The sequence below is a fragment of the Pseudomonas sp. 57B-090624 genome (assembly GCF_003234055.1).
Classification (GTDB): Bacteria; Pseudomonadota; Gammaproteobacteria; order Pseudomonadales; family Pseudomonadaceae; genus Metapseudomonas; species Metapseudomonas tohonis.
The window spans coordinates 53,427-77,768 of sequence record NZ_QKRU01000003.1 but is presented as its reverse complement, the minus strand read 5'-3'; the positions used below and the strand labels follow the sequence as shown (position 1 = coordinate 77,768).

At 68.0% G+C, this 24,342-nt stretch carries 21 protein-coding genes; 10 read left to right on the top strand and 11 right to left on the bottom strand.

Features of this window, described 5'->3' with window-relative positions; genetic code table 11:
- Nucleotides 1–29: 29 nt before the first annotated feature.
- Nucleotides 30–1,229 (top strand): formaldehyde dehydrogenase, glutathione-independent, encoded by a 1,200-nt coding sequence (gene fdhA / locus DMX10_RS02325; RefSeq protein WP_111259590.1) that lies wholly within the window; start codon nt 30–32, stop codon nt 1,227–1,229.
- Nucleotides 1,230–1,430: 201 nt separating this feature from the next.
- Here fdhA and betT read toward each other — a convergent pair whose 3' ends face one another.
- Entirely contained in the window at nt 1,431–3,389 is a 1,959-nt protein-coding gene (gene betT, locus DMX10_RS02320) for a choline BCCT transporter BetT (protein ID WP_178082912.1), read from the bottom strand.
- A 304-nt stretch (nt 3,390–3,693) separates the two neighbouring features.
- Nucleotides 3,694–4,587 (bottom strand): acyltransferase, encoded by an 894-nt coding sequence (locus DMX10_RS02315; protein WP_111259588.1) that lies wholly within the window; start codon nt 4,585–4,587, stop codon nt 3,694–3,696.
- A 164-nt stretch (nt 4,588–4,751) separates the two neighbouring features.
- On the opposite strand from DMX10_RS02315, the gene DMX10_RS02310 reads away from it, so the two are divergent.
- The 4 genes from DMX10_RS02310 to creC all read left to right on the top strand — a co-directional run bounded on the left by DMX10_RS02310 (nt 4,752) and on the right by creC (nt 8,811).
- Entirely contained in the window at nt 4,752–6,008 is a 1,257-nt protein-coding gene (locus tag DMX10_RS02310; protein ID WP_111259587.1) for an HD-GYP domain-containing protein, read from the top strand.
- A gap of 61 nt (nt 6,009–6,069) precedes the next feature.
- Nucleotides 6,070–6,588: an ATP-dependent zinc protease gene (locus tag DMX10_RS02305; protein WP_111259586.1), complete on the top strand. Its 519-nt coding sequence runs from the start codon at nt 6,070–6,072 to the stop codon at nt 6,586–6,588.
- 89 nt (nt 6,589–6,677) lie between these two features.
- Entirely contained in the window at nt 6,678–7,373 is a 696-nt protein-coding gene (gene creB, locus DMX10_RS02300; RefSeq protein WP_111259585.1) for a two-component system response regulator CreB, read from the top strand.
- A 13-nt stretch (nt 7,374–7,386) separates the two neighbouring features.
- Nucleotides 7,387–8,811, top strand: coding sequence for a two-component system sensor histidine kinase CreC (gene creC / locus DMX10_RS02295; RefSeq protein ID WP_111259584.1), 1,425 nt, complete (start codon nt 7,387–7,389; stop codon nt 8,809–8,811).
- A gap of 94 nt (nt 8,812–8,905) precedes the next feature.
- On the opposite strand, the gene DMX10_RS02290 is transcribed toward creC, so the two are convergent.
- Nucleotides 8,906–9,628: a hypothetical protein gene (locus DMX10_RS02290; RefSeq protein ID WP_111259583.1), complete on the bottom strand. Its 723-nt coding sequence runs from the start codon at nt 9,626–9,628 to the stop codon at nt 8,906–8,908.
- 144 nt (nt 9,629–9,772) lie between these two features.
- Between DMX10_RS02290 and DMX10_RS02285 the strand changes: the two genes are divergently transcribed.
- From DMX10_RS02285 to DMX10_RS02270, 5 genes are all read left to right on the top strand, one after another.
- Nucleotides 9,773–10,210, top strand: coding sequence for a CBS domain-containing protein (locus tag DMX10_RS02285; protein WP_021217056.1), 438 nt, complete (start codon nt 9,773–9,775; stop codon nt 10,208–10,210).
- Between the two features lie 349 nt (nt 10,211–10,559).
- A complete protein-coding gene (creD, locus tag DMX10_RS02280; RefSeq protein WP_111259582.1) occupies nt 10,560–11,912 on the top strand; it encodes a cell envelope integrity protein CreD in 1,353 nt (450 codons plus the stop codon).
- Between the two features lie 55 nt (nt 11,913–11,967).
- Entirely contained in the window at nt 11,968–12,294 is a 327-nt protein-coding gene (locus DMX10_RS02275) for a hypothetical protein (protein WP_236206594.1), read from the top strand.
- Nucleotides 12,284–12,451 carry a hypothetical protein gene (locus DMX10_RS32730; RefSeq protein WP_158545563.1) on the top strand — a complete coding sequence of 56 codons (168 nt, stop codon included), beginning with the start codon at nt 12,284–12,286 and terminating at the stop codon, nt 12,449–12,451. Before DMX10_RS02275 ends, DMX10_RS32730 begins: the two co-directional genes overlap by 11 nt.
- A gap of 185 nt (nt 12,452–12,636) precedes the next feature.
- On the top strand, nt 12,637–14,712 hold the full coding sequence (locus DMX10_RS02270; protein WP_111259659.1) for a TonB-dependent siderophore receptor: 2,076 nt from the start codon (nt 12,637–12,639) through the stop codon (nt 14,710–14,712).
- Between the two features lie 257 nt (nt 14,713–14,969).
- Here DMX10_RS02270 and DMX10_RS02265 read toward each other — a convergent pair whose 3' ends face one another.
- From DMX10_RS02265 to DMX10_RS02235, 8 genes are all read right to left on the bottom strand, one after another.
- The gene (locus DMX10_RS02265) at nt 14,970–15,920 is read right to left on the bottom strand and encodes a lyase (RefSeq protein ID WP_111259581.1); all 951 of its coding nucleotides are present in this window, start codon (nt 15,918–15,920) and stop codon (nt 14,970–14,972) included.
- 79 nt (nt 15,921–15,999) lie between these two features.
- Nucleotides 16,000–16,164, bottom strand: coding sequence for a hypothetical protein (locus DMX10_RS32925; RefSeq protein WP_178082911.1), 165 nt, complete (start codon nt 16,162–16,164; stop codon nt 16,000–16,002).
- Nucleotides 16,161–17,285: a PepSY domain-containing protein gene (locus DMX10_RS02260; RefSeq protein ID WP_111259580.1), complete on the bottom strand. Its 1,125-nt coding sequence runs from the start codon at nt 17,283–17,285 to the stop codon at nt 16,161–16,163. The genes DMX10_RS32925 and DMX10_RS02260 overlap by 4 nt, the downstream gene beginning before the upstream one ends.
- A 67-nt stretch (nt 17,286–17,352) precedes the next feature.
- On the bottom strand, nt 17,353–19,779 hold the full coding sequence (locus tag DMX10_RS02255; RefSeq protein WP_111259579.1) for a TonB-dependent siderophore receptor: 2,427 nt from the start codon (nt 19,777–19,779) through the stop codon (nt 17,353–17,355).
- 155 nt (nt 19,780–19,934) lie between these two features.
- Nucleotides 19,935–20,885, bottom strand: a complete 951-nt coding sequence (locus DMX10_RS02250) for a FecR family protein (protein WP_111259578.1) — start codon at nt 20,883–20,885, stop codon at nt 19,935–19,937.
- Complete coding sequence (locus DMX10_RS02245; protein ID WP_111259577.1) at nt 20,882–21,400, bottom strand: RNA polymerase sigma factor; 519 nt, start codon at nt 21,398–21,400, stop codon at nt 20,882–20,884. The genes DMX10_RS02250 and DMX10_RS02245 overlap by 4 nt, the downstream gene beginning before the upstream one ends.
- A 128-nt stretch (nt 21,401–21,528) precedes the next feature.
- On the bottom strand, nt 21,529–22,236 hold the full coding sequence (locus tag DMX10_RS02240; RefSeq protein ID WP_111259576.1) for a PolC-type DNA polymerase III: 708 nt from the start codon (nt 22,234–22,236) through the stop codon (nt 21,529–21,531).
- Nucleotides 22,233–24,167 (bottom strand): putative nucleotidyltransferase substrate binding domain-containing protein, encoded by a 1,935-nt coding sequence (locus tag DMX10_RS02235; protein WP_111259575.1) that lies wholly within the window; start codon nt 24,165–24,167, stop codon nt 22,233–22,235. The genes DMX10_RS02240 and DMX10_RS02235 overlap by 4 nt, the downstream gene beginning before the upstream one ends.
- Between the last annotated feature and the right edge of the window lie 175 nt (nt 24,168–24,342).

The following is a 24,342-nucleotide window of genomic DNA, read 5'->3' as shown; positions in this document are numbered from 1 at the left end:
GTATCCACAACAACAAAGGAGATTCATGCATGTCTGGTAATCGTGGTGTCGTCTATCTCGGCGCAGGCAAGGTCGAGGTACAGAAGATCGACTATCCCAAGATGCAGGACCCGCGCGGTCGCAAGATCGAGCACGGGGTCATCCTGCGCGTGGTATCCACCAATATCTGCGGCTCGGACCAGCACATGGTGCGTGGCCGTACCACCGCCCAGGTCGGCCTGGTGCTCGGCCACGAGATCACCGGCGAGGTGATCGAGAAGGGCAGCGATGTCGAGAACCTGAAGATCGGCGACCTGGTCTCCGTGCCCTTCAACGTCGCCTGCGGCCGCTGCCGTTCCTGCAAGGAGCAGCACACCGGCGTCTGCCTCACCGTCAACCCGGCCCGCGCCGGTGGCGCCTACGGCTATGTCGACATGGGCGACTGGACCGGCGGCCAGGCCGAGTACGTGCTGGTGCCCTATGCCGACTTCAACCTGCTGAAGCTGCCGGATCGCGACAAGGCCATGGAGAAGATCCGCGACCTGACCTGCCTCTCCGACATCCTGCCCACCGGCTACCACGGCGCGGTCACCGCCGGCGTCGGCCCGGGCTCCACCGTCTACGTCGCCGGTGCCGGCCCGGTCGGCCTCGCTGCTGCCGCGTCCGCGCGCCTGCTGGGGGCTGCGGTGGTCATCGTCGGCGACGTCAACCCGGTACGCCTGGCCCACGCCAAGGCCCAGGGCTTCGAGATCGCCGACCTGTCCAAGGACACCCCGCTGCACGAGCAGATCGCCGCCCTGCTGGGCGAGCCGGAGGTGGATTGCGCGGTGGACGCCGTGGGCTTCGAAGCGCGAGGCCACGGCCATGCCGGCGCCCAGCACGAGGCGCCGGCCACGGTGCTCAACTCGCTGATGGGGGTGGTGCGGGTCGCCGGCAAGATCGGCATCCCCGGCCTCTACGTCACCGAGGACCCGGGCGCCGTGGACGCCGCCGCCAAGCTGGGCAGCCTGAGCATCCGCTTCGGCCTCGGCTGGGCCAAGTCGCACAGCTTCCACACCGGCCAGACCCCGGTGATGAAGTACAACCGCCAACTCATGCAGGCGATCATGTGGGACCGCATCAACATCGCCGAAGTGGTCGGCGTGCAGGTGATCGGCCTGGACGATGCGCCCCGTGGCTACGGCGAGTTCGACGCCGGCGTGCCGAAGAAATTCGTCATCGACCCGCACAAGCTGTTCAGCGCCGCCTGACCCACCCGCAAACCCCCGGTACCGCGTCTGCTACGTTGCGGTACCTGTTTTCGAGGAGCCCTTGGGCTCCTCTTTTTTATGGGGGAAGGCATGTCGGGTTTCACCCGACCTACTACGGCCCGGAGCTTGCTGTAGGACGTAGGATGGGTTTCGCAGGGCTCTACCCATCCTACGGACTGCTCCGTAGCCCGGGCTCCCTAGCTAACGCACCAGGTGCAGGAACTGCAGGTGCCGTTCGTACTGGTCGAGCATGTCGTTGATGATCTGCTCGCGGCTGTAGCCCACCAGGTCGTAGTCCTGGCTGCCTTCGGCCAGGTGCACCTCGGCACGGTAGTAGCGGCGGTTGCGCAGGTTGCGCGCGTCCAGCCCGGCGACGGCGAAGGAGGGCGTGAAGTAGCCACGCATCACCACCCGGTAGAGGAAGGGCGTTTCCTCCCCATGGCCGACTTCCAGGCTGAGGCTGGCGTTGGCCGGGTCCAGCTCGGTCTCCACCCGCAGCGACTTCTCGCGGAACTGCTCGGCGACCGCCTCCATGGCCGGGCGCACCTGCTGTTCCATGAAACGGTACACCTCGTCCCGCGAGGGGAAGTGCACGACCTGGCTGAGGCGCTGGCGCCAGCCGCCCTTGCGCGGACGCTGGTCCAGCGGCGCCAGGGAATGCAGGCGCGCGCGCTGGCGCTGGGATTCCAGGTAGAAGGCCTTGTGCAGGCCCCACATCATCAGCAGCAGGATCAGCGAGAAGGGCAGGGAGGTCAGCACCACCGCCGACTTCAGGGCGTCGATGCTGCCGGCGAACAGCAGCCCGCTGGTGATCAGGGCGGTCATCGCACCCCAGAACACCCGCAGCCACTTGGGCCCGTCCTCGCCTTCCTCGCCGCCGCGTGCGGAGAGGGTCGACAGCACCACGGTGCCGGAGTCGGCGGAGGTGACGAAGAACACGAAGCTGACGAACACCGTCACGGCGATCACCGTGCGGCTCCAGGGGTAGGTCTCCAGCAGCTTGTAGATCACCATCGACGGGTCTTCGATGGCGCCGACCGCCAGTTCGGTCATGCCGTGGTCGAGCACCAGCTCCAGGGCGCTGTTGCCGAAGATCGACATCCACGCGAGGGTGAAGCCGAGGGGGATGAACAGCACGCCGAAGACGAACTCGCGGATGGTGCGCCCGCGCGAGATGCGCGCGATGAACAGCCCCACGAAGGGCGCCCAGGCGATCCACCAGGCCCAGTAGAACACCGTCCAGTCGCCCAGCCAGCCGGAGGGGCTGTTCCACGCGTAGAGGTCGAAGCTCTTGGCCGGCACGGCGCTGAGGTAGTCGCCGACGTTCTGCACCAGCATGTTCAGCAGGTGCTGGGTGGGCCCGGCGAAGAGCACGAACAGCAACAGCGAGCAGGCCAGCAGCATGTTGACGTCGGACATCACCCGCACGCCCTTCTCGACGCCGCTCACCGCCACCAGCACCGCCGCGCCCATCATCAGGGCGATCAGCAGCACCTGCACCCACTGGTTGTGGGGGATGCCGAACAGGTAGTCGAGGCCGGCGTTCAGGTGCAGCACGCCGAAGCCCATGTCCGCCCCCAGGCCGAACACCGTGGCGATGATGCCGAAGGCGTCCACCGTGTAGCCGATGGGGCCGTTGATGCGCTTGCCGATCAGCGGGTAGAGCGCCGAGCGCAGCGCCAGCGGCAGGTTGTGGCGGTAGGCGAAATAGGCCAGGGCCATCGCCACCAGGGCGAACACGCCCCAGCCGTGCAGGCCCCAGTGCAGGAACAGCAACTGCATCGCCTGGCGCGCGGCCTCGGGCCCCTCGGCCTCGCCCTGCGGCGGTTGCAGCAGGTGGGTCAGCGGCTCGGAGACGCAGAAGAAGAACAGGGTGATGCTGATGCCGGCGGCGAACAGCATGCCGGCCCAGGACAGGTAGCTGAATTCCGGCTCGTCGTGGTCGGCGCCGAGCTTGATCTTGCCGTAGCCGGACAGCGCGGTGACGACCACGAACACCAGGTACAGGGTCATGGCCAGCAGGTAGTACCAACCCACGCTGTTGGCGGCCCAGGCCTGGGCCTGCAGCAACCAGGCGCCGGCCTGCTCGGTGAAGATCGCGACTACCAGGCCGAAGATCAGGACGAAGCCCGCCGATCCCAAGAGGACGGGCGTGTTCATGCGCAGCGGCAGGCTGCCGGGGGGATTGGGCACGCTCATGGTCGGGCGGCCCTTTGGCGGAAGGGGGAGGGGGTCGACAAGAAATGCTCCTTTGACGCAGGTTCAGGCACGCGCCTGATGAGAAACGGAAGAGGGCGTCGAGGTTCCTTTTAAATTGATCGAGCGTTCAATATAAACACGGCAAGCGCCTTTTCGGCCAATTCCCACACCCCGTCGCGCAGGACATCGCAGCCCCCTGAGCCAGTGCTCAAGGGGGTTGTGCCGTTTCGTCGGAAAATGCTGAGGGAGGGCGCGGCTGGCGGGCTCAGCCCTGCAGTTCACTGCGCAGCTGTTCGATGCGCGCGTCCTTCTCGGCCCAGAGGCGGGTCACCCAATCCTGGATGTGCTGGCGGAATTGCGGGTCGTTCTCGTAGTCGCCCTGCCACAGCGAGGGGTCGATGTCGCGGGTCTGGATGTCGACGATGACCTTCGGCACCTGGCCGGACACCAGGGCCCAGAATCCGGGCACCTGCTTGCCGGGGTAGATCAGGGTGACGTCGAGCATGGCGTCGAGCTGCTCGCCCAGGGCGGCGAGCACGAAGGCCACGCCGCCGGCCTTGGGCTTGAGCAGGTGGCGGTAGGGCGAGGATTGCTGGGCCTGCTTGGCCGGGGTGAAGCGCGTGCCTTCGAGGTAGTTCACCACCGTCACCGGCAGGCGCTTGAACTTCTCGCAGGCGGCCTTGGTGATCTCCAGGTCCTTGCCCTTCATCTCCGGGTGCTTGTCGAGGAAGGCCTTGGAGTAGCGCTTCATGAAGGGGTAGTCCAGCGCCCAGAAGGCGAGGCCGATGAAGGGCACCCAGATCAGCTCCTTCTTGAGGAAGAACTTGAAGTAGGGCGTCTTGCGGTTGAAGGCCTGCACCAGCGCGGGGATGTCCACCCAGGACTGGTGGTTGGAGACCACCAGGTAGGAGGTATCGCCGCGCAGGCCGCCGCCGCCCCGGATGTCCCAGACCGTGGGGGTGAGCAGGGCGAAGATGCGCTTGTCGTTCTCGGCCCAGGTCTCGGCGATCCACATCACCGCGCGGGAGCAGGCGTCCTTGAGCGCCTGGCCCGGCAGCACGAGCTTCAGCAGGGCGATCAGCAGCATGGGGCCGATCAGCACCAGGGTGTTGATCAGGATGAGCAGGATGGTGGTGATACCGGTCAGCAGCGCCCGCATAGGTCCTCGGCTCCTTGGCCTGTGGGTGGCGTTGCCATGATACGCAGCGGGCTTCGCTTGCCAAGACGTGACGGGGTGCGAAAGTCCCGTTCGGGTGGCTGTCCTGGCAGCTGGCCATCAGGCATGATGGAGCCGCATTCGCGTATTTCCATCGAGTAGTTACCGTGCTCAAGAAGATCGCTGTGTCCGACCTGCGCCTGGGCATGTACGTCCAGGAATTATGCGGTTCATGGATGGACCACCCCTTCTGGAAGAGCAGCTTCCTGCTGAAATCCGAAAAGGACCTCGCCCGCATCCTCGACAGCGCCGTCACCGAGGTGTGGATAGACACGTCCAGAGGCCTGGACAGCGACGCGGACTCCGCCGGCGGCGGGTGCACCGCCGAGCAGGTGCAGCAGGAAGCCCAGGCGCGCCTGCTGGAGGCCGCCAAGGCGCCGCCGGTGGTGGTCAGCCCGGCGACGATGGAAGAGGAACTGTCCCGCGCGGTGCAGCTCTGCGCCCGCTCCCGTGAGGCGGTGATGGCGATGTTCAGCGACGCCCGCCTCGGCCATGCCATCGAGCTGGGCCACGCCGCCGAACTGGTGGAGTCCATCACCCACTCGGTGCTGCGCCATCCCAATGCGCTGATCAGCCTGGCGCGGCTGAAGCGCTCCGACGAATACACCTACATGCACTCGGTCGCCGTCTGCGCGCTGATGATCGCCCTGGCGCGCCAACTGCAGCTCAGCGAGGCCCAGGTGCGCGAAGCAGGACTGGCCGGCCTGCTCCACGACATCGGCAAGATGGCCGTGCCGCTGGAGTTGCTGAACAAGCCCGGCGCCCTCACCGACGCGGAGTTCGCCACGGTGCGCCACCACCCCCAGGCCGGTGCGCGCATGCTCATCGACAGCCGCCAGGTCAGCGCACTGGTGCTGGACGTCTGCCTGCATCACCACGAGAAGTTCGACGGCAGCGGCTACCCCCATCGCCTCGGCGGCGAACAGATCAGCCTGCTGGCGCGCATGGGCGCGGTGTGCGACGTGTACGACGCCATCACCTCCGACCGCCCCTACAAGAAGGGCTGGGCGCCGGCCGAGGCCCTGCACAAGATGGCCGAGTGGACCAAGGGGCACTTCGATCCCCAGGTCTTCCAGGCCTTCGTCAAGACCGTCGGCATCTACCCCACCGGCTCCCTGGTGCGGCTGGAGAGCGGCCGCCTCGGCGTGGTGATCGACCAGAACGCCCGCTCCCTGCTGCTGCCCCGGGTCAAGGTGTTCTTCTCCGCGCGCTCCAAGGTGCCGATCCCCCAGGAGACCATCGACCTGGCGGCTCTCGAGGGGCGCGATCGCATCATCGGCCGCGAAGCCCCCGAGGACTGGGGCTTCCGCAACCTCGACGCCCTCTGGGGCGGCGAACGCCTGCCGCCCGCCAAGGCGAAGTGACGCGAACCAATGGCCGGCCATCCAGTCCTACTCCCTGCACCCTGATCCCGAGGACCACCCGTTGAAACGCTTCCTAGCCCTGCTGACCCTGGTCGCCCTGCCGGCCTTCGCCGCCGAGGACCCCGAGCTCTACGGCCGCTACGAATACATCCGCCTGCCGGAGATCGGCCAGACCCTCAAGGCCAAGATGGACACCGGCGCCCTGACCGCCTCGCTGTCGGCCAAGGACATCGAGCGCTTCCAGCGCGACGGCGAGGACTGGGTGCGCTTCCGCCTGGCCACCAAGGACGCCGACGACACCCTCTACGAGCACCGCCTGGCGCGCATCAGCAAGATCAAGACGCGCTCCGAGGAAGCCGGAGACGACGAGGACGACGAGGGCGAGAAGGCCGACCCGACCAAGCGCCCGGTGATCGAGATGGAAATGTGCCTGGGCGACACCAAGCGCACCGTCGAGGTCAACCTCACCGACCGCAGCAGCTTCAACTACCCGCTGCTGATCGGCGCCAAGGCCCTGCGCGAGTTCCGCGCCGCCATCTACCCCGGGCGCAAGTTCACCGCCGGCAAGCCCCAGTGCTGAGCCACGGCTGAGCCAAGGGCCTCGGCGGGATTGACGCCGCCCGAGGCCTGCGGCACCGTGCCGGCTATTTCCCCGCCTGCACGGACGCCATGCCCAACATCCTGATTGTCGAAGACGAAGCGGCCATCGCCGACACCCTGGTCTATGCCCTGCAGGCCGACGGTTTCGGCGTCACCTGGTCGAGCCTGGCCGGCGAGGCCCTGGAACTGCTGGCGCGCGAGCCCTTCGACCTGGTCATCCTCGATGTCGGCCTGCCCGACATCAGCGGCTTCGAAGCCTGCAAGCGCCTGCGGCGCTTTTCCGAGGTGCCGGTGATCTTCCTCACCGCCCGTGACGCCGAGATCGACCGCGTGGTCGGCCTGGAGATCGGTGCCGACGACTACGTGGTCAAGCCCTTCAGCCCGCGTGAGGTGGCCGCCCGGGTGCGCGCCATCCTCAAGCGCACCGCCCCGCGCGATGCTGCGCCCGCCATGGTCGCGGCGGCTGCCGCCGAGGGGCCCTTCGTGGTCGACGTCGAGCGTTTCCGCATCCACTACCTGGGCCAGCTGCTGAGCCTCACCCGCCATGAGTTCCGCCTGCTGCAGACGCTCCTGGCGCAGCCCGAGCGGGTGTTCAGCCGCGAGCAGCTGCTCGATTCGGTGGGCGTGGCCAGCGATGCCGGCTACGAGCGCAGCATCGACAGCCACATCAAGAGCCTGCGCGCCAAGCTGCGCCAGGTGAACGCCGAGGCCGAGCCGATCCAGACCCATCGCGGCCTCGGCTACAGCTACGACCCCAACGCCTGACCGGAGCCCCGCCATGCCGCTCGGCGTCCGCATCTTCCTGGTGTACTTCCTCTTCGTCGGCCTGGCCGGCTACTTCGTGCTCAGCACGGTGATGGACGAGATCCGCCCCGGCGTTCGCCAGTCCACCGAAGAGACCCTGGTGGACACCGCCAACCTGCTGGCCGAGATCCTCCGCGACCCGGTGCGCGACGGCACCCTGGGCCAGAGCAACCTGCCCGAGCTGCTCAAGGCCTATGGCAAGCGCCAGCCCGGTGCCGAGATCTGGGGCGTGCGCAAGACCGAGGTGAACCACCGCATCTACGTCACCGATGACACCGGCAAGGTGCTGCTGGACTCCAGCGGCCTGGCCGTGGGCCAGGACTATTCCGGCTGGAACGACGTGCTGCTGACCCTGCGCGGGCAGTACGGCGCCCGCTCCACCCGCGAGGACCCCAGCGACCCGGACTCCTCGGTGATGTACGTGGCGGCCCCCATCCGCGACAACGGCCGGATCATAGGCGTGGTCTCGGTGGCCAAGCCCAACCGCTCGCTGCAGCCCTACATCTACCGCTCGCAGATGCGCCTGGCCTGGCTCGGTGCCGGGCTCATCGGGCTCGGCCTGCTGATCGGCGGGCTGCTGTCCTGGTGGCTCAGCGGCTCCCTGCGCCGCCTCACCCGCTACGCCCAGGCCGTCAGCGAAGGCCAGCGCGCCGAGCTGCCCACCCTGCGCGGCGGCGAGCTGGCGCAACTGGCCCGGGCCGTCGAACGCATGCGCACCGAGCTGGAAGGCAAGGCCTACGTCGAGCGCTACGTGCACACCCTGACCCACGAACTGAAGAGCCCCCTGGCCGCCATCCGTGGCGCGGCCGAGCTGCTGGAGGGCGAGATGCCCCCGGCGCAGCGCCAGCGCTTCGTGGCCAATATCAGCGGCGAGAGCGCGCGCCTGCAGCAACTGATCGAACGCCTGCTGTACCTGGCCCAGGTCGAGCAGCGTCAGGGCCTGGAGGAGCGCGTGCCGGTGCCGCTGGCGCCCCTGGTGGAAGACCTGCTGCAGGCCCAGGCGGCGCGCATCGAGGCCGCCGGGCTCCGCATCGAGAATGCGGTGAACATCGGTCTCGAGGCATCGGGCGAACGCTTCCTGCTGCGCCAGGCGCTGGCCAACCTGCTGGACAACGCCCTGGACTTCACCCCGGCGGGCGGCCTGATCCGCATCACCGCGAGCCGCGACGGCCATGAGCTGGACCTGCGCCTGTACAACCAGGGCGAGGCCATCCCCGACTACGCCCTGCCGCGCCTCACCGAGCGTTTCTATTCCCTGCCGCGCCCCGGCAGCGGCCGCAAGAGCACCGGCCTGGGGCTCAACTTCGTCCAGGAAGTGGCGCAGCTGCACGGCGGCAGCCTGCAGGTCTGCAACCTCGACGGCGGTGTGGAAGTGCGCCTGCGCCTGCCGCTGGCCTGACTTAGCGCAGGCACCATCCTGGTGCATCCGCCTGCCTGGCTCTCCAGGCGCTCGGGTGGCCCGGCTCCGCGTGATCCACCTCAGCGCGGAGCAATCACTCCGCCGTGGCCGGTACGCTCCTGGCGTACTTCGCGGTCACACCCTTCCAGAACGCCGGGAAGCCTTCGCTGAAGCGGGCGAACGCGGCCTTCTCGGCGCGGCTCTTCGATTCGGTCACCGCGTCCTCGGTGGACCAGGTGCTGGAGCGCTGTTCTTCCTGGGCGGTGGCCTCGGTGGAGCCGTAGATGTAGCCGCTGCGCACATCCACCAGGATGCCGGCGACGGTGGCGGTGACATGCGCCTGGTGGTTGGGCAGGAAGCCCAGCGAAACGGCGGTCAGCGGACCCAGCGGGGTGCTGTCGACATAGAAGGTGGTGTCCACGGTGTAGACCAGCAGCAGGTCCGAACGCATGCGCGCGGCGGGCAGGCGCAGGTCCTTCAGGCTCTTCATGTCGCTGGGAACCAGCAGGCGGCTCAGGGGCGCGGTCTGGCTGATCAGCGGCTGTTCGGCGATGCGCGCCAGATCGGCGTCGGACTCGATGTCGCGGGTTTGCACCACCTCGAACCCGTCCCGATAGGTGCTCGTGACACGGACGATGCTCAACTGCGCCGGGAAGGGGCTGGCAGGTTTCTTGCTGAACAGCTCTTCGATATCGGCGTCATCGATGCCGGCCAGGGGAACGCCATGGCTGGGCGTGACATAGCTCTTGCTGGAGCAACCGCCGAGCATGAGCAGCGAGAGGGCGGTGAGGGCAAAGAGGGTCTTGCGGGGGAGCATGGGAATTTCCTTTTCCAAAGGGCCGGAAGGCCCGAGTGGCGGCGATTCTGCCGCGTCTTGCGAGTGCCCACAATTGACTATTCTCAAACCGTCGCCGTGCATGGAACGCGGTGCACATAACAACGAGAAAACCGGGAGCAGCCAATGAAGAGCGTCGCCGAAATACTGCGGGGCAAGCCCCACACGACCATCTACCGGGTCGACCCCACCACCACCGTGCTGGAGGCGGCCGAACTGATGGCCGAGAAGGGCATCGGCGCGGTGCTGGTGATGGAGCGTGACGAGTTGGTGGGCATCGTCACCGAGCGCGACTACGTGCGTCGCGTGGCCGCCAAGGACCGCTCCTCCTACGGCACCGAGGTGCAGGAGATCATGACCTCCAACCTCTTCGTGGTCGGGCCGAAGGACAGCAACCAGTTCTGCATGCAGCTGATGACCGAGAAGAACCTGCGCCACCTGCCCGTGCTGGACGACGGCAAGGTGATCGGGCTGCTGTCCATCCGCGACCTGGTGCGCGACATCACCGCCGAGCAGGAAAGCCTGATCCACCACCTGGAGGACTACATCCGCGGGTCGTGCTGATCGTTTGCTGTGGGCGCCGGCCCCTTGTGGGAGCGAATTCATTCGCGAATGTGGCCTGTAGGGTGGGTGACGCTTCACCCATCCACCGGGCCGTGTTCCGTCTCGCGCATCACGCATTATCGGGCACCTCGTAGGGTGGGCGGGCGGCGTTCTGCGAATGAAGCGAAACCCATGGGGCAACGCCCGATTCCGCTGATGGGTTTCGCTTCGCTCTACCCATCCTACGATCCCCGCATGAGCGATCCCCCCTCTCCACCCAATTCCCACACAAACTCCACACTTCCCCCATAACGCCGCCTTGGGCGGGCTCCAGACTTTCCCCATCGAGAACACATGAGGAGAGTCCGAGATGACCCGTACCCTGGGTTTCAAGCTGGGCGCCATTGCCCTGCTGATCCTGTTGCTGATGATTCCGCTGCTGATGATCGACGGCCTGATCGACGAGCGTCAGCAGGCGCGCAATGGCGTGCTGGAGAACATCGCCCAGAGCTCCAGCTACAGCCAGCAGGTGACGGGGCCGATCCTGGTGGTGCCCTACCGCCGCGTGATCCGTGAGTGGAAGACCAACGAGAAGACCGGCCAGCGCTACCTCGACGAGAAAGAGGAACGCAGCCGCCTGTTCTTCCTGCCGGAGCGCCTGCGCCTGGCCGGCGAGGTGGACACCGAGCTGCGTGCCCGGGGCATCTACCAGGCGCGGTTGTACAAGAGCGATAGCCGCATTAGCGGGCAGTTCCTGCTGCCGGCCAACTACGGCATCGGGGAAGGGCTGGCCGACTACCGCTTCGAGGCGCCGTTCCTTGCGGTGGGCATCAGCGACATCCGCGGCATCAGCAATGCGCTGAAGCTGGAACTCAACGGTCGCAGCTTCGACTTCCAGCCCGGCAGCGGCGACCCGGTACTGGCCGGCGGCGTGCATGTGCCGTTGCCCAGCCTGCAGGCGGGCGAGGTGCAGAACCTCGACTTCGGCTTCGACCTCAAGCTGCAGGGCACCGAGTCGCTGAGCATCACCCCGGTGGGGCGCGACAGCCAGGTGGAGCTGAAGTCCGGCTGGCCGCACCCGAGCTTCGTCGGCGAGTTCCTGCCCGCCGAGCGCGAGGTGCGTGACGACGGCTTCAGCGCCCGCTGGCAGACCAGCTTCTTCGCCACCGACATGGAAGCGGCCCTGGCCAACTGTGCCTACGCCGAGCGTTGCGAGGCCTTCAACAGCAAGGTGTTCGGTGTCAGCTTCGTCGACCCGGTGGACCAGTACCTGAAGACCGATCGCGCCATCAAGTACGCCCTGCTGTTCATCTGCCTGACCTTCGCCGGCTTCTTCCTCATGGAAGTGCTCAAGCGCCTGGCGGTGCACCCGGTGCAGTACGCCCTGGTGGGCCTGGCCCTGGCGTTCTTCTACCTGCTGCTGCTGTCGCTGTCCGAGCACCTGGAGTTCGCCCTGGCCTACGGCCTCTCCGCGGCGGCCTGCGTGCTGCTGGTGGGCTTCTACGTCAGCCACGTGCTGCACAGCTGGGCCCGTGGCGCGGGCTTCACCGCCGGGCTGGCGGCGCTCTACGGGATGCTCTACGGCCTGCTCAGCGCCGAGGACTACGCGCTGCTGATGGGCTCGCTGCTGGTGTTCGGCCTGCTGGCCTGCGTGATGGTGCTCACCCGCAAGCTCGACTGGTACGGCGTTGGTGCCGTCAAACCCGCCCAGGTCCAGGGCTGATAACCCCGGGCGCGGCCACCGCCGCGCCCTTCAGGAGGAAGAAACGATGCGTGCAATGGTGCAATTCACAGCCTGCTTCGCCCTTGGCCTGGTGGTCTCGGTACTGATACTCGGCGGCCTGATGTTCGCCGGCAATTTCGGCTTCATCGACCTCTGGCTGATCACCGGCAAGCCGGTGGCCAACCTGGCGCTGATGGTGCTGCCCGAGTCCTTCTGGCATGCGCTGACCGGCGTCATCGACCCGCGCAACAACCCCTCGGTGAACTCCTTCCTGCAGCTGTGCGTGGCGCTCTCCCAGGGCGCCCTGTTGCTGGCAGCCGGGTTCTTCCGCCTGTGGTACCGGCGCCGTGACGAAGAGGAGGACACCCGCGATGCGCGGTGAACTGCAGGAAGAGCGTGCCGCCAGCCGACGCCTGGCGGCCCGGATCGCCGAACTGTTTCCCGGCTACCGCGCGGAAAGGCAGGGCGTGGTGATCGGTTTCGAGCCCTGGCCGGGCCGCCAGGAGCCCTCCGGGCAAGCGCGGCGCCAGGCCCGATGAAGGACGCATGCCAAGGACGGCGCGGCCTGGAGCGGTGCGAGGGAAGAGGACGAGGGAATGTCAGCATCGTGTAAATATTTCGATGCAAATGACTATAAAGATCAAATGAAAATAAATATCATCCGCAACCGATTCTTTTACCCTCTACCAGGATGCGGACCTGCCCCATGTCGACCCCTGCCAAACTGCCTGCCCTTTCACCCCTGGCCCTGAGCCTGGCCTCTGTGCTGCTGTCGCCGCTGGCCATGGCCGCCACCGAGCTGCCCGCCATCGAAGTCGACGGCAAGCGCAGCCAGGACTCGAGGGTGAAAGAGGTCTCCACCGCCACGCGCACCGCCACTCCGGTGCGCTACGTGCCCCAGGCGATCGACACGGTGCGCACCGAGGATGTGCTCAGCTACGGCACCCGTAATATCGCCCAGGCCCTCGCCGGCCTGCCCAACGTCAGCGACGCCAGCGACACCCGCTTCGACGGCCTGCGCATCCGCGGCTTCGACGCCAGCAACGACTTCTACCTGGACGGCATCCGCGACGACAGCCAGTACACCCGCGACCTGCACAACATCGAGCGCATCGAGGTGCTCAAGGGCCCGGCGGCGGTGCTCTACGGCCGTGGCAGCCAGGGTGGCCTGGTCAACCGCATCAGCAAGCAGCCCCAGGCCGGTCTGGACTCGACCCTGGAAGCGCAGCTGGGCAGCCAGGACTTTCGCAGCCTCTATGCCGACCTCAGCACCGACCCCAGCGAGAACCTCTCCCTGCGCCTGAACATGGGCGAGCAGGACGCCAACAGCTTCCGCAAGGGCATCGACTCCAGCCGCCAGCTGTTCGCGCCGTCCATGAGCTGGCAGCTCAGCCCCGACCTCAACTGGCTGGTGCAATACGAATACAGCCGCCACCGGCGCACCCCGGATCGCGGCATCCCCGGGCTCAATGGGCACCCGGCGGACGTCGGTCGCGACACCGTCTACAGCGACCTGCAGCGCGACTACATCGACGACAAGGCACAGTCCCTGCGCTCGCGCCTGACCTACGACATCGACGCCGACTGGCAACTGCGCCAGACCCTGGGCGTGTTCAAGCTCGACAGCGACTTCGACAACACCTACGTCACCAGCGTCAACGCCGCCGCCCGCACCGTGGGCCGTGCCCGCTGGCAGCAGGACCTGACCACCCGCAACATCTTCAACAACGTCGAGCTGGAAGGCGTGTTCCACACCGCCGGCCTGGAGCACCGTCTGCTCACCGGCCTGGAGCTGGGCAACCAGCACCGCGACCCGAAGCTCTACACCAACGCCACCGGCGCCGCGAACGCCGCGCCCTCGCTGGACATCTTCAACCCCGACACCACTCGCCAGCAGACCGGGCGCATGGTCGCCAGCAGCGATGCCCAGCACCGCATCGACAGCCGCGCCCTGTACATCCAGGACCAGGTGACCCTGAACGAGCAGTGGCAGGTGCTGTTCGGCCTGCGCTACGACCACTTCGACGTGGACAGCCAGAACCGCCTCACCCGCCGCAGCGAGCAGCAGGTGGACGACAGCTTCAGCCCCCGCGTGGGCGTGGTCTGGACGCCGCTGCGCGACCATTCCTTCTACGCCTCCTACAGCAAGACCTACTCGCCGGTGGGCGGCGGCCTGATCGGCGTCACCGCCGGCGCGACCACCAACACCAACGACACCGGCCCGGAACACACCCGCCAGTACGAAGTGGGCGTGAAGAGCGACTGGCTGGAGGACAACCTCAGCACCACCCTGGCCGTCTACGAGATCGAGCTGTACAACCGCCGCACCTCCGACCCGCTGAACCCGGGAAACTTCCTGCTCTCCGGCCTGCAGCGCTCGCGCGGCATCGAGCTGACCGCCAGCGGCCGCCTCCACGGCAACTGGTACCTGCGCGGCGGCATCGGCCTGCAGGACGCGGAGATCGTCAAGGACAACAACGGCCTGGAAGGCAAGCGCATCGGCGACGTGGCCGAGCGCAACGGCAGCCTGTTCCTCAGCTGGAAACCGGAACAGGGCCTGTACGGTGAAACCGGCCTGACCCTGGTGGGCGACCGCTACGCCGACAACGCCAACACCGTGGCGCTGCCGGGCTACGGCCGCTGGGACGCCCTGCTCGGCTACCGCCTGGAGCAGTGGGACCTGAAGGCCGCGCTGACCAACATCGCCGACAAGACCTACTACGCCACCGCCACCAGCGCCGTGCAGATCATGCCCGGCGACCCGCGCACCCTGATGACCAGCGCGAGCTATCGGTTCTGATCGCCGTAGGATGGCGTAGAGCGAAGCGAAACCCATCGATTCCCGGCACGGAGATACTTTGGGTGCCGGGCCTTCAGCATGGGTTTCGCGGTGCTCTACCCATCCTACGATTCAGCGGCCGAGGTGGGGTTGGGTCTTGCACCGTTGGGCCTCGCTGCACTCGGCGCCAACCTACGGCGGGTGACCCCGGGTAGGCTGGCGCCGAGTACGAACCTGGTCCGTAGGATGACGGTGCCTGGGTTGAGCCTTGTACCCGCTCAATCCCTGATCATCACCAGCCGGTCGAGGCCGGACTCCGCGCCCCAGACTTCGCCGATGCGGCCGGAGAGCTGCAGCACCCGGGCGTTGGCCTGGTCGCTGGGAAAGGCGGTGAAGCGCTGGCTGAAGGGGTTGAAGCGGAGGATGGAATTGCTGGCGAAGTCGCTGATCCAGATGCGGTCCTGCTCGTCGACGAACATGGCGTGGGCGTCGGCCTTGTCGCCGGGCAGGGCCCAGCTGTTCCAGGCGTTGGCCAGCGGGTCGTAGCGGCTGAGCGTGCCGCTGCCGCTCTCGCTGACCCAGAGGGTGCCCTTCGAATCGCTCCAGATGCGTTGCGGGCCCTGCTGCGCCTCGGGTGAGGTGATCACCTCGGCGTGGCCGGAGGCGGTGTCGATACGGGCGATGTGCTTGCCGTCGAGGCTGGCGTACCAGATCTCGCCATCGGGCGTGGTGGTGATGCCATAGGGCCCGGCGCCACCCGGGGCGCGCCAGACCTCGATGTCGCCGCTCTTCGGGTCGAGCCGACCGTAGAAACCGTGCTGCCCGGTGAACCAGAGCATCCCGGCCCGATCGAAGGTGGCGCTGTTGAGGCCGGCGTCGGCGGCGTTGCCCGGCAGCGGGTAGTGCTTGGTGGCGAGACGGTCCGGGTCGACCTTCACCAGGGCGTTGAGGCCGGCGTCGGTGACCCAGGCCGCGCCGTCCTGGCCGACCACCACGCCGCGCGGGCTGGAGCCGGCGCCGAGGGCGACCTGCTGGCTCTGCCCGGTCATGGGGTCGAGCAGCCCGAGCAGGCCGAGCTTCTGCGCGGTGTACCAGACACGGCCATCGGTGGCCGGCGCCACGTCACGCGGGCCGCTGCCCGGTGGCAGGGGGAAGTACTTCACCTCGGCGGCGAGTGCTGTCGTGCTGAGCAGGGCGGCGAACAGGGCCGCTACGGCGATGCGGAGCATGGCGACCTCCAGGTCTGGGACACAGACGTATGGACGCCGCCGCGCTCCAGGGGTTCGCCGGAATTTGCCGGCGGCCCGATCAGCGCCGCTGCAGGAAGGGGCGGATGCCGAGAAAGGCGGGGATGCCCAGGCCGACCCAGGCCAGGGCGTCCCAGATGCCGTCGCCGAGCAGCGCGCCCACCAGGCCGATGGCGGTGAGCGCGGCCAGCAGCGCGGGCATGGCGAAGATGCGCTTCAGGTTCATGCCGTCGCCTCCCCGCGCTGCCGCGCCGGCGCGCGTCGGCGCACCCACCAGAGGTAGAGCCCGCTGCCGAGGACGATGATGGTCAGCACGTCCAGGGTCGCCCACAGCAGCTGCATGGGCCGGCCGCCGTAGTCGCCGAAGTGCAGTGGCTGGGACATGGCCAGGGCGTCCATGTACCAGGGGCGCTCGCCCACGGCGGTGACCTCCAGGGTGCGCGCGTCGATCAGCACCGGCGTCCACAGGTGCGAGGTGAGGTGGCTGCTGCCCTTCATGAACACCGCGTAGTGGTGCTCGCTGGAGAAGCGCGTGCCGGGGAAGGCGATGAAGTCCGGCGCCATGCCCGGCGTCGCCCGGCCGGCGATCTCCAGCAGGCGCGTGGCCGGGGCGCGCTCGGTGAGCGGCGGGGCGTCGCGGTAGGGCTCGACCATGGCGGCCAGGCTCTCATTGCGCCAGGCGGCGATCACCAGGTCGGCGCAGGCGCTGATCACCCCGGTGACGCCGACCACCAGGGCCCAGGTCAGGGTGACGATGCCGATCAGGTTGTGCAGGTCCAGCCAGCGGGTGCGGGGGGAGCGGTCGCGGCGCACGGTGCCGAACTCCAGGCGGCGCATGAAGGGCGCGTAGAGCACCGCGCCGGAGACGATCGCGACCACGAACAAGAGGCCCATGAAGGCCAGCAGCAGCTTGCCCGGCAGCCCGGCGAACAGGTCCACGTGCAGGCGCAGCATGGTCATCATGAAGCCGCCGTTGGCCGAAGGCATGGCCACCGGCTCGCCGCTGCGGGCGTCGAGCATGAAGGTGTGCGAGGAATTGGGCTCGGTGCCGGCGGTGGCGGCGGTGATGGCCACCACGCCGTTGGGTTCGTCGTCTTCCCAGCCCAGGTACTGCACCACCTCGCCCTGGCGATGGGCCTCGGCGGCCTGCACCAGTTGCTGCAGGTCGAGGCGCGGCGAGTCCGCCGGCATCTCGCGCAGCACCGGGGCGTCGCCCAGCAGGTGGTCGATCTCGTGGTGGAAGATCAGCGGCAGGCCGGTCAGTGCCAGGAGCAGCAGGAAGGCCGTCGAGATCAGGCTGGTCCAGGTGTGGACGAAGGACCAGCGGCGGATGGTGGTGGTTTTCATGATCCGTCCGGAAGCCCGAGGCCGCCCGGCGGGCGGCCTCGGTGGTACGTGGTTGGCGGCGAGGGGGTCACCACGCGTAGGTGGCGCTGGCGACGACGCTGCGCTCGTCACCGTAGTAGCAGTAGTAGCCGTCGCAGGTGGAGAGGTAGTCCTTGTCCAGCAGGTTGGTGGCGTTGAGCGCCAGCGACGCGCCGTTCAGGCTGCTGTCCAGGCGCCCGAGGTCGTAGTGCACGGCGGCGTCGAACACGGTGTAGGACTTGGCGAAGCCGAGCTCGCTGTTGGCCTGGTCGCCGAAGGTGTTGCCGGTGTAGCGGGCGCCGGCGGCGATGCCGAAGCCGTCGAGCACGCCGTTGTGCCAGGTGTAGTCGGCCCACAGCGAGGCCTGGCGGTTGGGCATCAGTTGCAGGCGCTTGCCCTTGTACTCGCCGTCCTGCACTTCGGATTTCGCCTGGGTGTAGGAGGCGATCAGCTTCAGGTTGTCGGTGACGTCGCCCACGGCTTCCAGCTCCAGGCCCTTGACCTTCACTTCGCCGTCCTGGCTGGTGACCGGCGTGCCGTTGATGCGGTTGGTCACCGAGACGTTCTGCTGCGTCAGGTCGTAGACGGCGGCGCTCAGCAGGATGTCGCTGCCCGGCGGCTGGTACTTCACGCCCAGTTCCCACTGCTTGCCTTCGGTGGGCTTGAACGAGTCGGTCGGCGAGGCGGTGGCGTTGCTGGTGGGCTGGAAGGATTCTGCGTACGACAGGTAGGGCGTGAAGCCGGAGTCGAACACGTAGCTGAGGGCGGCGTTACCGCTGAAGGCCTTGTCGCGCTCGGTGTTGGTGGCATCGCCCTGGTTGAGGAAGGTGGTGCCGGTGTGCACCCAGTCCTCGCGGCCGCCGAGGGTCAGGCGCCACTGGTCGAGGGCCATCTGGTCCTGGACGTAGAGGCCCGTCTGGATGGTCTTCTGGTTGTAGTCGTAGAACGCCAGGGAGCGCGGCGGACGCACGATCGGCTGGCCGTATACGGGGTTGTTGACGTTGATGTCCGGCGGGGCGTAGCCGTTGAAGGCGGTACCGAAGACCGACATGTAGTCGGTTTCGATGCGCTGGTGGTCGAGGCCGAGCAGCAGGGTGTGATCGATGCCGCCGGTGGTGAAGTCCGCCTGGAAGTTGTTGTCCACCGCGAACTGGCTGATCGCCTCATCGGTGTTGGTGCTGTTGCGACCGACATTGCCATTGGCGTCGACCACGTAGCCGAAGCCGGCGAGCGATGGGATGTAGCTGTTGACGGTGACGGTCTGGAACGACAGCTCGGACTTGGTGTAGCGCAGGTTCTGGCGGAACTGCCAGACCTCGTTGAAGCGATGTTCGAAGGCATAGCCCAGCGCATAGTAGGTGCGGTCGTAGAAGTCGTAGTCCGGGTCACCCAGGTTCTTGTGGTGGGAGATCTTGCCGAACGGCATATCGATCTTGGTGCCCTGGATCGGACGGAACTGGCTGGTGGTGCCGGTATCGTCGCGGGTGAACTGCGACAGCAGGGTCAGCGTGGTGTCGGGGTCGATGTTCCAGGTCAGGCTGGGGGCGAGGTTGTAGCGCTTGTTGTCGACGTGGTCGATCTGCGTGCCGCTGTCGCGCACCACGCCGCTCAGGCCATAGAGGAACTGGCCCTGCTCGTCGATCTTGCCGGTGCTGGCGAAGTTGATCTGGCGATGGTTGTCGCTGCCGTACTGCACCTCGATCTCGTGGCGGGTCTCGGCGCTCGGGCGACGGCTGACCATGTCCAGCAGGCCTCCGGGCGGGGTCTGGCCGTATACGGAGGAAGCCGGGCCGCGCAGCAGGGCCAGGCGGTCCAGGTTCCAGGTTTCCGGCTTCGGGTTGGCGTAGACGCCGCGCGGCAGCGGCAGGCCATCGAGGAAGTGGGTCGGCTCGAAGCCGCGCACGCGCATCCAGTCGTAGCGGGTGTCGCTGCCGAAGCTGGCGGAGACGATGCCAGGCATGTACTTCACGGCGTCGTCGAGGCTGTGGACGCTGCGGTCCTGCATCTGCTCGCGGGTGGCGACGGAGATCGAACGCGGGGCTTCGGCCAGGGCGGTGTCGGTCTTGGTGCCGGCGGCGGTGCGCTGGGCCAGGTAGCCGGTGGTGGGGCCCCAGGCGCTTTCGCTGGCAGCGGCGCCGTCGATGTTGGTGCTCGGCAGGACCATGGCGTCCTGCGGCAGCGCGGCCAGGCTGTAGCTGTTGCCGTTCTGCACCAGTTGCAAGCCGCTGCCGTTCAGCGCGGCGTTCAGGGCGGCGACCGGCGAATACTCGCCCTGCACCGGCTGGGCGGTCTTGCCGCTGGTCAGGCTCGGATCGATGCTCAGCACGATGCCCGCTTCGCTGGCGATGCGGCTCAGGGTGCTGGCCAGGGGCGCGGCGGGCAGGGTGTACTGCTGGGTTTGCGCGACGGCATGGGCGGACAGGCTGCCCAGAACGATGGCGGCGGCAAGCAGGCTGGGGCGGAAGGCAAGCGTCATTGCGAACGACTCCTGATAGGAAATAAGTCTCAATGACCTGTTGCCGGATCAGGATGGAAAAGTGATAGGGGCACTGAGAAATTTTTTTGAAAGTCTGCCGGATGCCGGTTCTCCCGGGCTCAAGCCCGGGCTACCAGGGAGCGCCGGATGAGGCGCTAATTGTTGGCGGGCACCACGCGGGTCCACCAGCCGGTATGGCGTTCGATGCGCACGGGCAGGCTGGGGGGCAGGGCGTCGAGGGCGAGATCGCTGTCATTCAGGGGGAAGCTGCCGCTGATGCGCAGGTCGGCGACTTCCGGGGCGACGCCCAGGTAGCCGCTGCGGTACTCGCCCAACTGCTCCAGCAGGTCGGCCAGGCGCGCGTTCTCCACCACCAGCATGCCGCGTACCCAGGCGTCGGCACCGACCGGCGCGTTCTGGCTGGTGTCCAGGCGGGTGCTGCGCATCAGCACCTGCTGGCCTTCCTTGATGATGCGCTCGTCGTCGGCCTGGGCCGGGTGGGCGGCGACCGCCGACTGCAGGACGATCAGGCGCGTGCCGTTCTTCTCGGCGCGCACCAGGAAGCGCGTGCCGAGGGCGCGCAGGTCGCCGTTCTCGGTGCCGACCACGAAGGGGCGCGGGTCGCCGTGGGCGGTCTCGACGAGGATCTCGCCGCTGCGCAGGTGGATGCGGCGCTGGGCCGGGTCGAACTCGATGTCCAGGGCGCTGCGGCTGTTGAGGCGCACGTGGGTGCTGTCGGGCAGCAGCAGGTCGCGTTGTTCGCCGCTGGCGGTGACTTCGTCGGCCAGCCAGTCGCTCAGTGGGCGCTGCTGGTTGGCCAGGCCCAGGGCCAGGGCACCGACCAGGACCAGGCCGAGCAGGCTGGCGCTGCGGCGCATGCGGCGCGGCGAGCGCAACAGGGCGCGGCGGGCCGGGGCGTTGCCAGCGGCGACGAACTGCTGGTCGAGGCCGGCCAGTTGCGCCCAGGCGCGGGCGTGCTCGGCATTGGCGGCGTGCCACTGGAGGAATTCCGCCTGCTCGCCCGCGCTGGCGTCACCGGAGCCCAGGCACAGTTGCCAGTGGATGGCTTCGTCGAGAACCCGTGAGGAAACCGGGGCGCGGTTCACGTCGGTTCACCGTAGAGGGCGATGTAGCACTGGCGCAGGCCCTGGGCGAGGTACTGGCGCACGCGCGGCACGGAAACGCCCAGGCGCTCGGCGATCTCGGCGTGGCCGAGGCCGTCGACGCGGTTGTAGAGGAAGGCGGCGCGGGCCTTGCTGGAGAGCGTGCCCAGCAGGCGGTCGATCTCGCGCAGGGATTCGAGGATCAGCGCCTGTTCCTCCAGGCCTGGCTGCACCGCTTCGGGGACCAGGGCCAGTTCCTCGAGATAGGCGCGTTCCAGGGCGCTGCGACGGAAATGGTCCACCAGCAGGCCACGGGCGATGGTGGTGAGCAGGGCGCGGGGCTCGCGCACCTGGTGCAGGTCGGCCTTGCCGAGGATGCGTACGAAGGTGTCCTGGCTGAGGTCTTCCGCCCGATGGGGGCAGTTCAGGCTGCGCCGCAGCCAGCCGAGCAGCCAGTCGCGATGGTCGCGATAGAGCGCGCCCGCCAGAGCATGGTTCGTGGTTTCCCCAAGCGACACTGCAACCTCCGCCGCGCGAAGCAGGCTGGTAGGAAATGGAGCGAGAATGATTCGCAATTATGCCGATGCTGGCACCCGGCCGCAATCGCAGGCCGTCGGCTGGCGACGACCGTTCGCATGGCGCGGGCTCAGAGGCCGGGTTGCTGCTGGCGACGCTGCCAGCGGGCCAGGGCGGCGGCCAGTGCGGCGGGGCTGCCAAGGCCTTGCTGGCGCGCGCGGCTGAAGAGGATCAGGGCCATCTCGGCGGTGGCCAGGGCATCGGCACTGGCGTGATGGCGTTGTTGCACCTGCAGGCCGAAGTACTCGGCCCACTGGTCCAGCCCGCCGTTGCGGATGCCGGCGTCGGGGCAGAGCAGGGGGGCCAGTTCGGCGATGTCGAGGAACGGGTGGCGCAGGCGCAGGCCCAGGTCCTGGCGCAGGGCGCGGGCGAGCATGCGTTGGTCGAAGGGGGCGTGGAAGGCCAGCAGCGGGCTGTCGCCCAGGTAGTCCATGAAGTCCAGCAAGGCTTCGGCCGGCGCCAGGCCGGCGGCGGAGACGCTGGGGGCGATGCCGTGGATGAGCACGGCGGGGGAGGTGGCGGCGTTCCGGTACAGGGTCGCTTCGAAGCCGCGCCCGAGGGGGATGGCGCCGGCCTCGATGCTCACCGCGCCAATGGACAGCACCAGGTCGCGGCTCATGTCCAGGCCGCTGGTCTCCAGGTCGAGCACCACGAAGCGCTGCTCGGCCAGGGGCCGGTCGTCCAGCGCCTGGGGCGCGGGCAGGGCGTCGCGGCGCTGCTGCTGGTCGTCTGTCAGGGCCGGGCGCTGGCGCCGGGTGAACCAGGAGAAGGCATTCATAGCTGGTAGCGCAGCGCGAGGCTGGCCTGCAGGCGTTGGGCCTGGCGGAAGGATTCGCGGAGGATGCGTCGGTCCAGGTGGTTGAGGCTGTCCGGGTCGAGGCGGTTGGTGAAGGGCAGCCCCTGCCGGGCCTGTTGCTGGTGCTGCTGCATGCGGGTCTGCTGGATGAAGTGGTAGGCCTCTTCGAAAGCGGCGCCGTCCTGGGCGTCTATCACTTCGTGGGCGACCAGCTGGCGCAGGCGTTCGAGGGTGTTGCAGCTGTCTATGCCGTGGGCCAGGGCGAGCAGGCGCGCGCCGTCGACGAAGGGGGTGAGGCCCTGGACCTTGAGGTCGAGGGTGTCCTTCTCGGCGCCTTTGCGGGCCACCACGAAATCGCGGAAGCGGCCCACGGGCGGGCGCTGGCGCAAGGCGTTCTCGGCCATCAGGCGCTGGAACAGGCGGTTGTCGGCGACCTGCGCGAGCACCTCGCGGCGCAGTTGCTCGCAGCCCTCGCGTTCGCCCCAGACGGCCCGCAGGTCGAAGTAGATGCTCGAGCCCAGCAGGCTTTCCGGGGTGGCCTCGCGGATGAAGCCGGCGAAGCGGCGGCTCCATTCCTGGCGCGACAGGCACAGCTCGGGGTTGCCGGCCATGATGCGCCCGCGGCACAGCTCGAAGCCGCAGGTGGCCAGGTCCTGGTTGATGCGTTCGGCCAGGGGCAGCAGGCGCCCGCGGATGGCGGCGGCCTCGGCGGCGTCGCGGGCCTCGAAGAGGATGCCGTTGTCCTGGTCGGTGTGCAGCGTCTGCTCGCGGCGCCCTTCGCTGCCGAAGCACAGCCAGGTGAAGGGCACGCCCGGGTCGCCCTGCTCTTCGATGGCGAGCTCGATCACCCGGCACACGGTGTGGTCGTTGAGCAGGGTGATGATGTGGGTGATCTGGGTGGAGCTGGCGCCGTGGGCGAGCATGCTGTCCACCAGGCGCTGGATGTCGCTGCGCAGGGCGGCGAGGGTCTCGACGCGGCCGGCGTGGCGGATGGTGCGGGCCAGGTGCACCAGGTCGACGCGCTGCAGGGAGAACAGGTCGCGCTCGGAGACCACGCCGCGCAGGCGGCCGTCGTCCACCACGCAGACGTGGGCGATGTGGCGCTCGGTCATGGCGATGGCGGCATCGAACGCGCTGGCATCCGGCGGCAGGTGGAAGGGCTGCTGGGTCATCAGCTCGGCGATGCTCTGGCCGAGGTCGGCGCAGGCGTCGGCGATCACCCGGCGCAAATCGCGCAGGGTGAAGATGCCTTGGGGCCGCTGCTGCTCGTCGACGATGACGATGCTGCCCACCTGGTTCTCGTGCATCAGCCGCACGGCATCGCGCAGGGGCATCTGCGGCGGGCAGGCGATGGGCTGGCGCACGGCCAGGTCGATGAGGCGGGTGTCCAGCGAATACTGGGCGCCGAGGGTTTCCACCGCGCGCAGTTGCACCTGCTGGTTGACCTGGTCGAGCAGGCTGCTGACGCCGCGCAGGGCGAAGTCGCGGAACGGGCCGGAGAGGGCGAACAGGCGCACGAAGGCGGGCTTGGCCAGGAGCAGGCAGAAGGTGTCTTCGCCGGCCAGGTGCTCGGTGCGGGTGGCGCGCTCGCCGAGCAGGGCGGCGAGGGGGAAGCATTCGCCGCCGGCGATCTCGAAGGTGGTCTCGGTGCCGCGCTTGGCCGAATGCGGGCGTTCGCCGACCACGCGGCCCTGCTTGACGATGTAGAAGTGTTCGACCGGCCCGTCGCTGGGCTTGATGATGGATTCCCCGCGCCCATAGAAGCGCAGCAGGCAGTTTTCCACCAGGTAGGCCAGGTGGGCGCTTTCCATCTGGTTGAAGGGGGGGAACTTCTGCAGGAATTCCATGGTGCCATGGACGTTCTGCATCACCGCCTGCTTGCCCGCCTGGGCGAAGGCGTCCGTCGTGCTCATGCTGTGTTTTCCACGGCGCTCTTGTTGTGGGTGCATGGTCGGTGGCCGGGGCGGCGCTGCACATTGGACGTAAGTATAGAGCCGGCCCCGACCGCTTCCCGGTGCGGCAGCAGCCGTCTGGGGCGAGGGTTTGCGAGCGCCACCGCTGCGCTGGTCAATTTTTGCACCGTTCGGC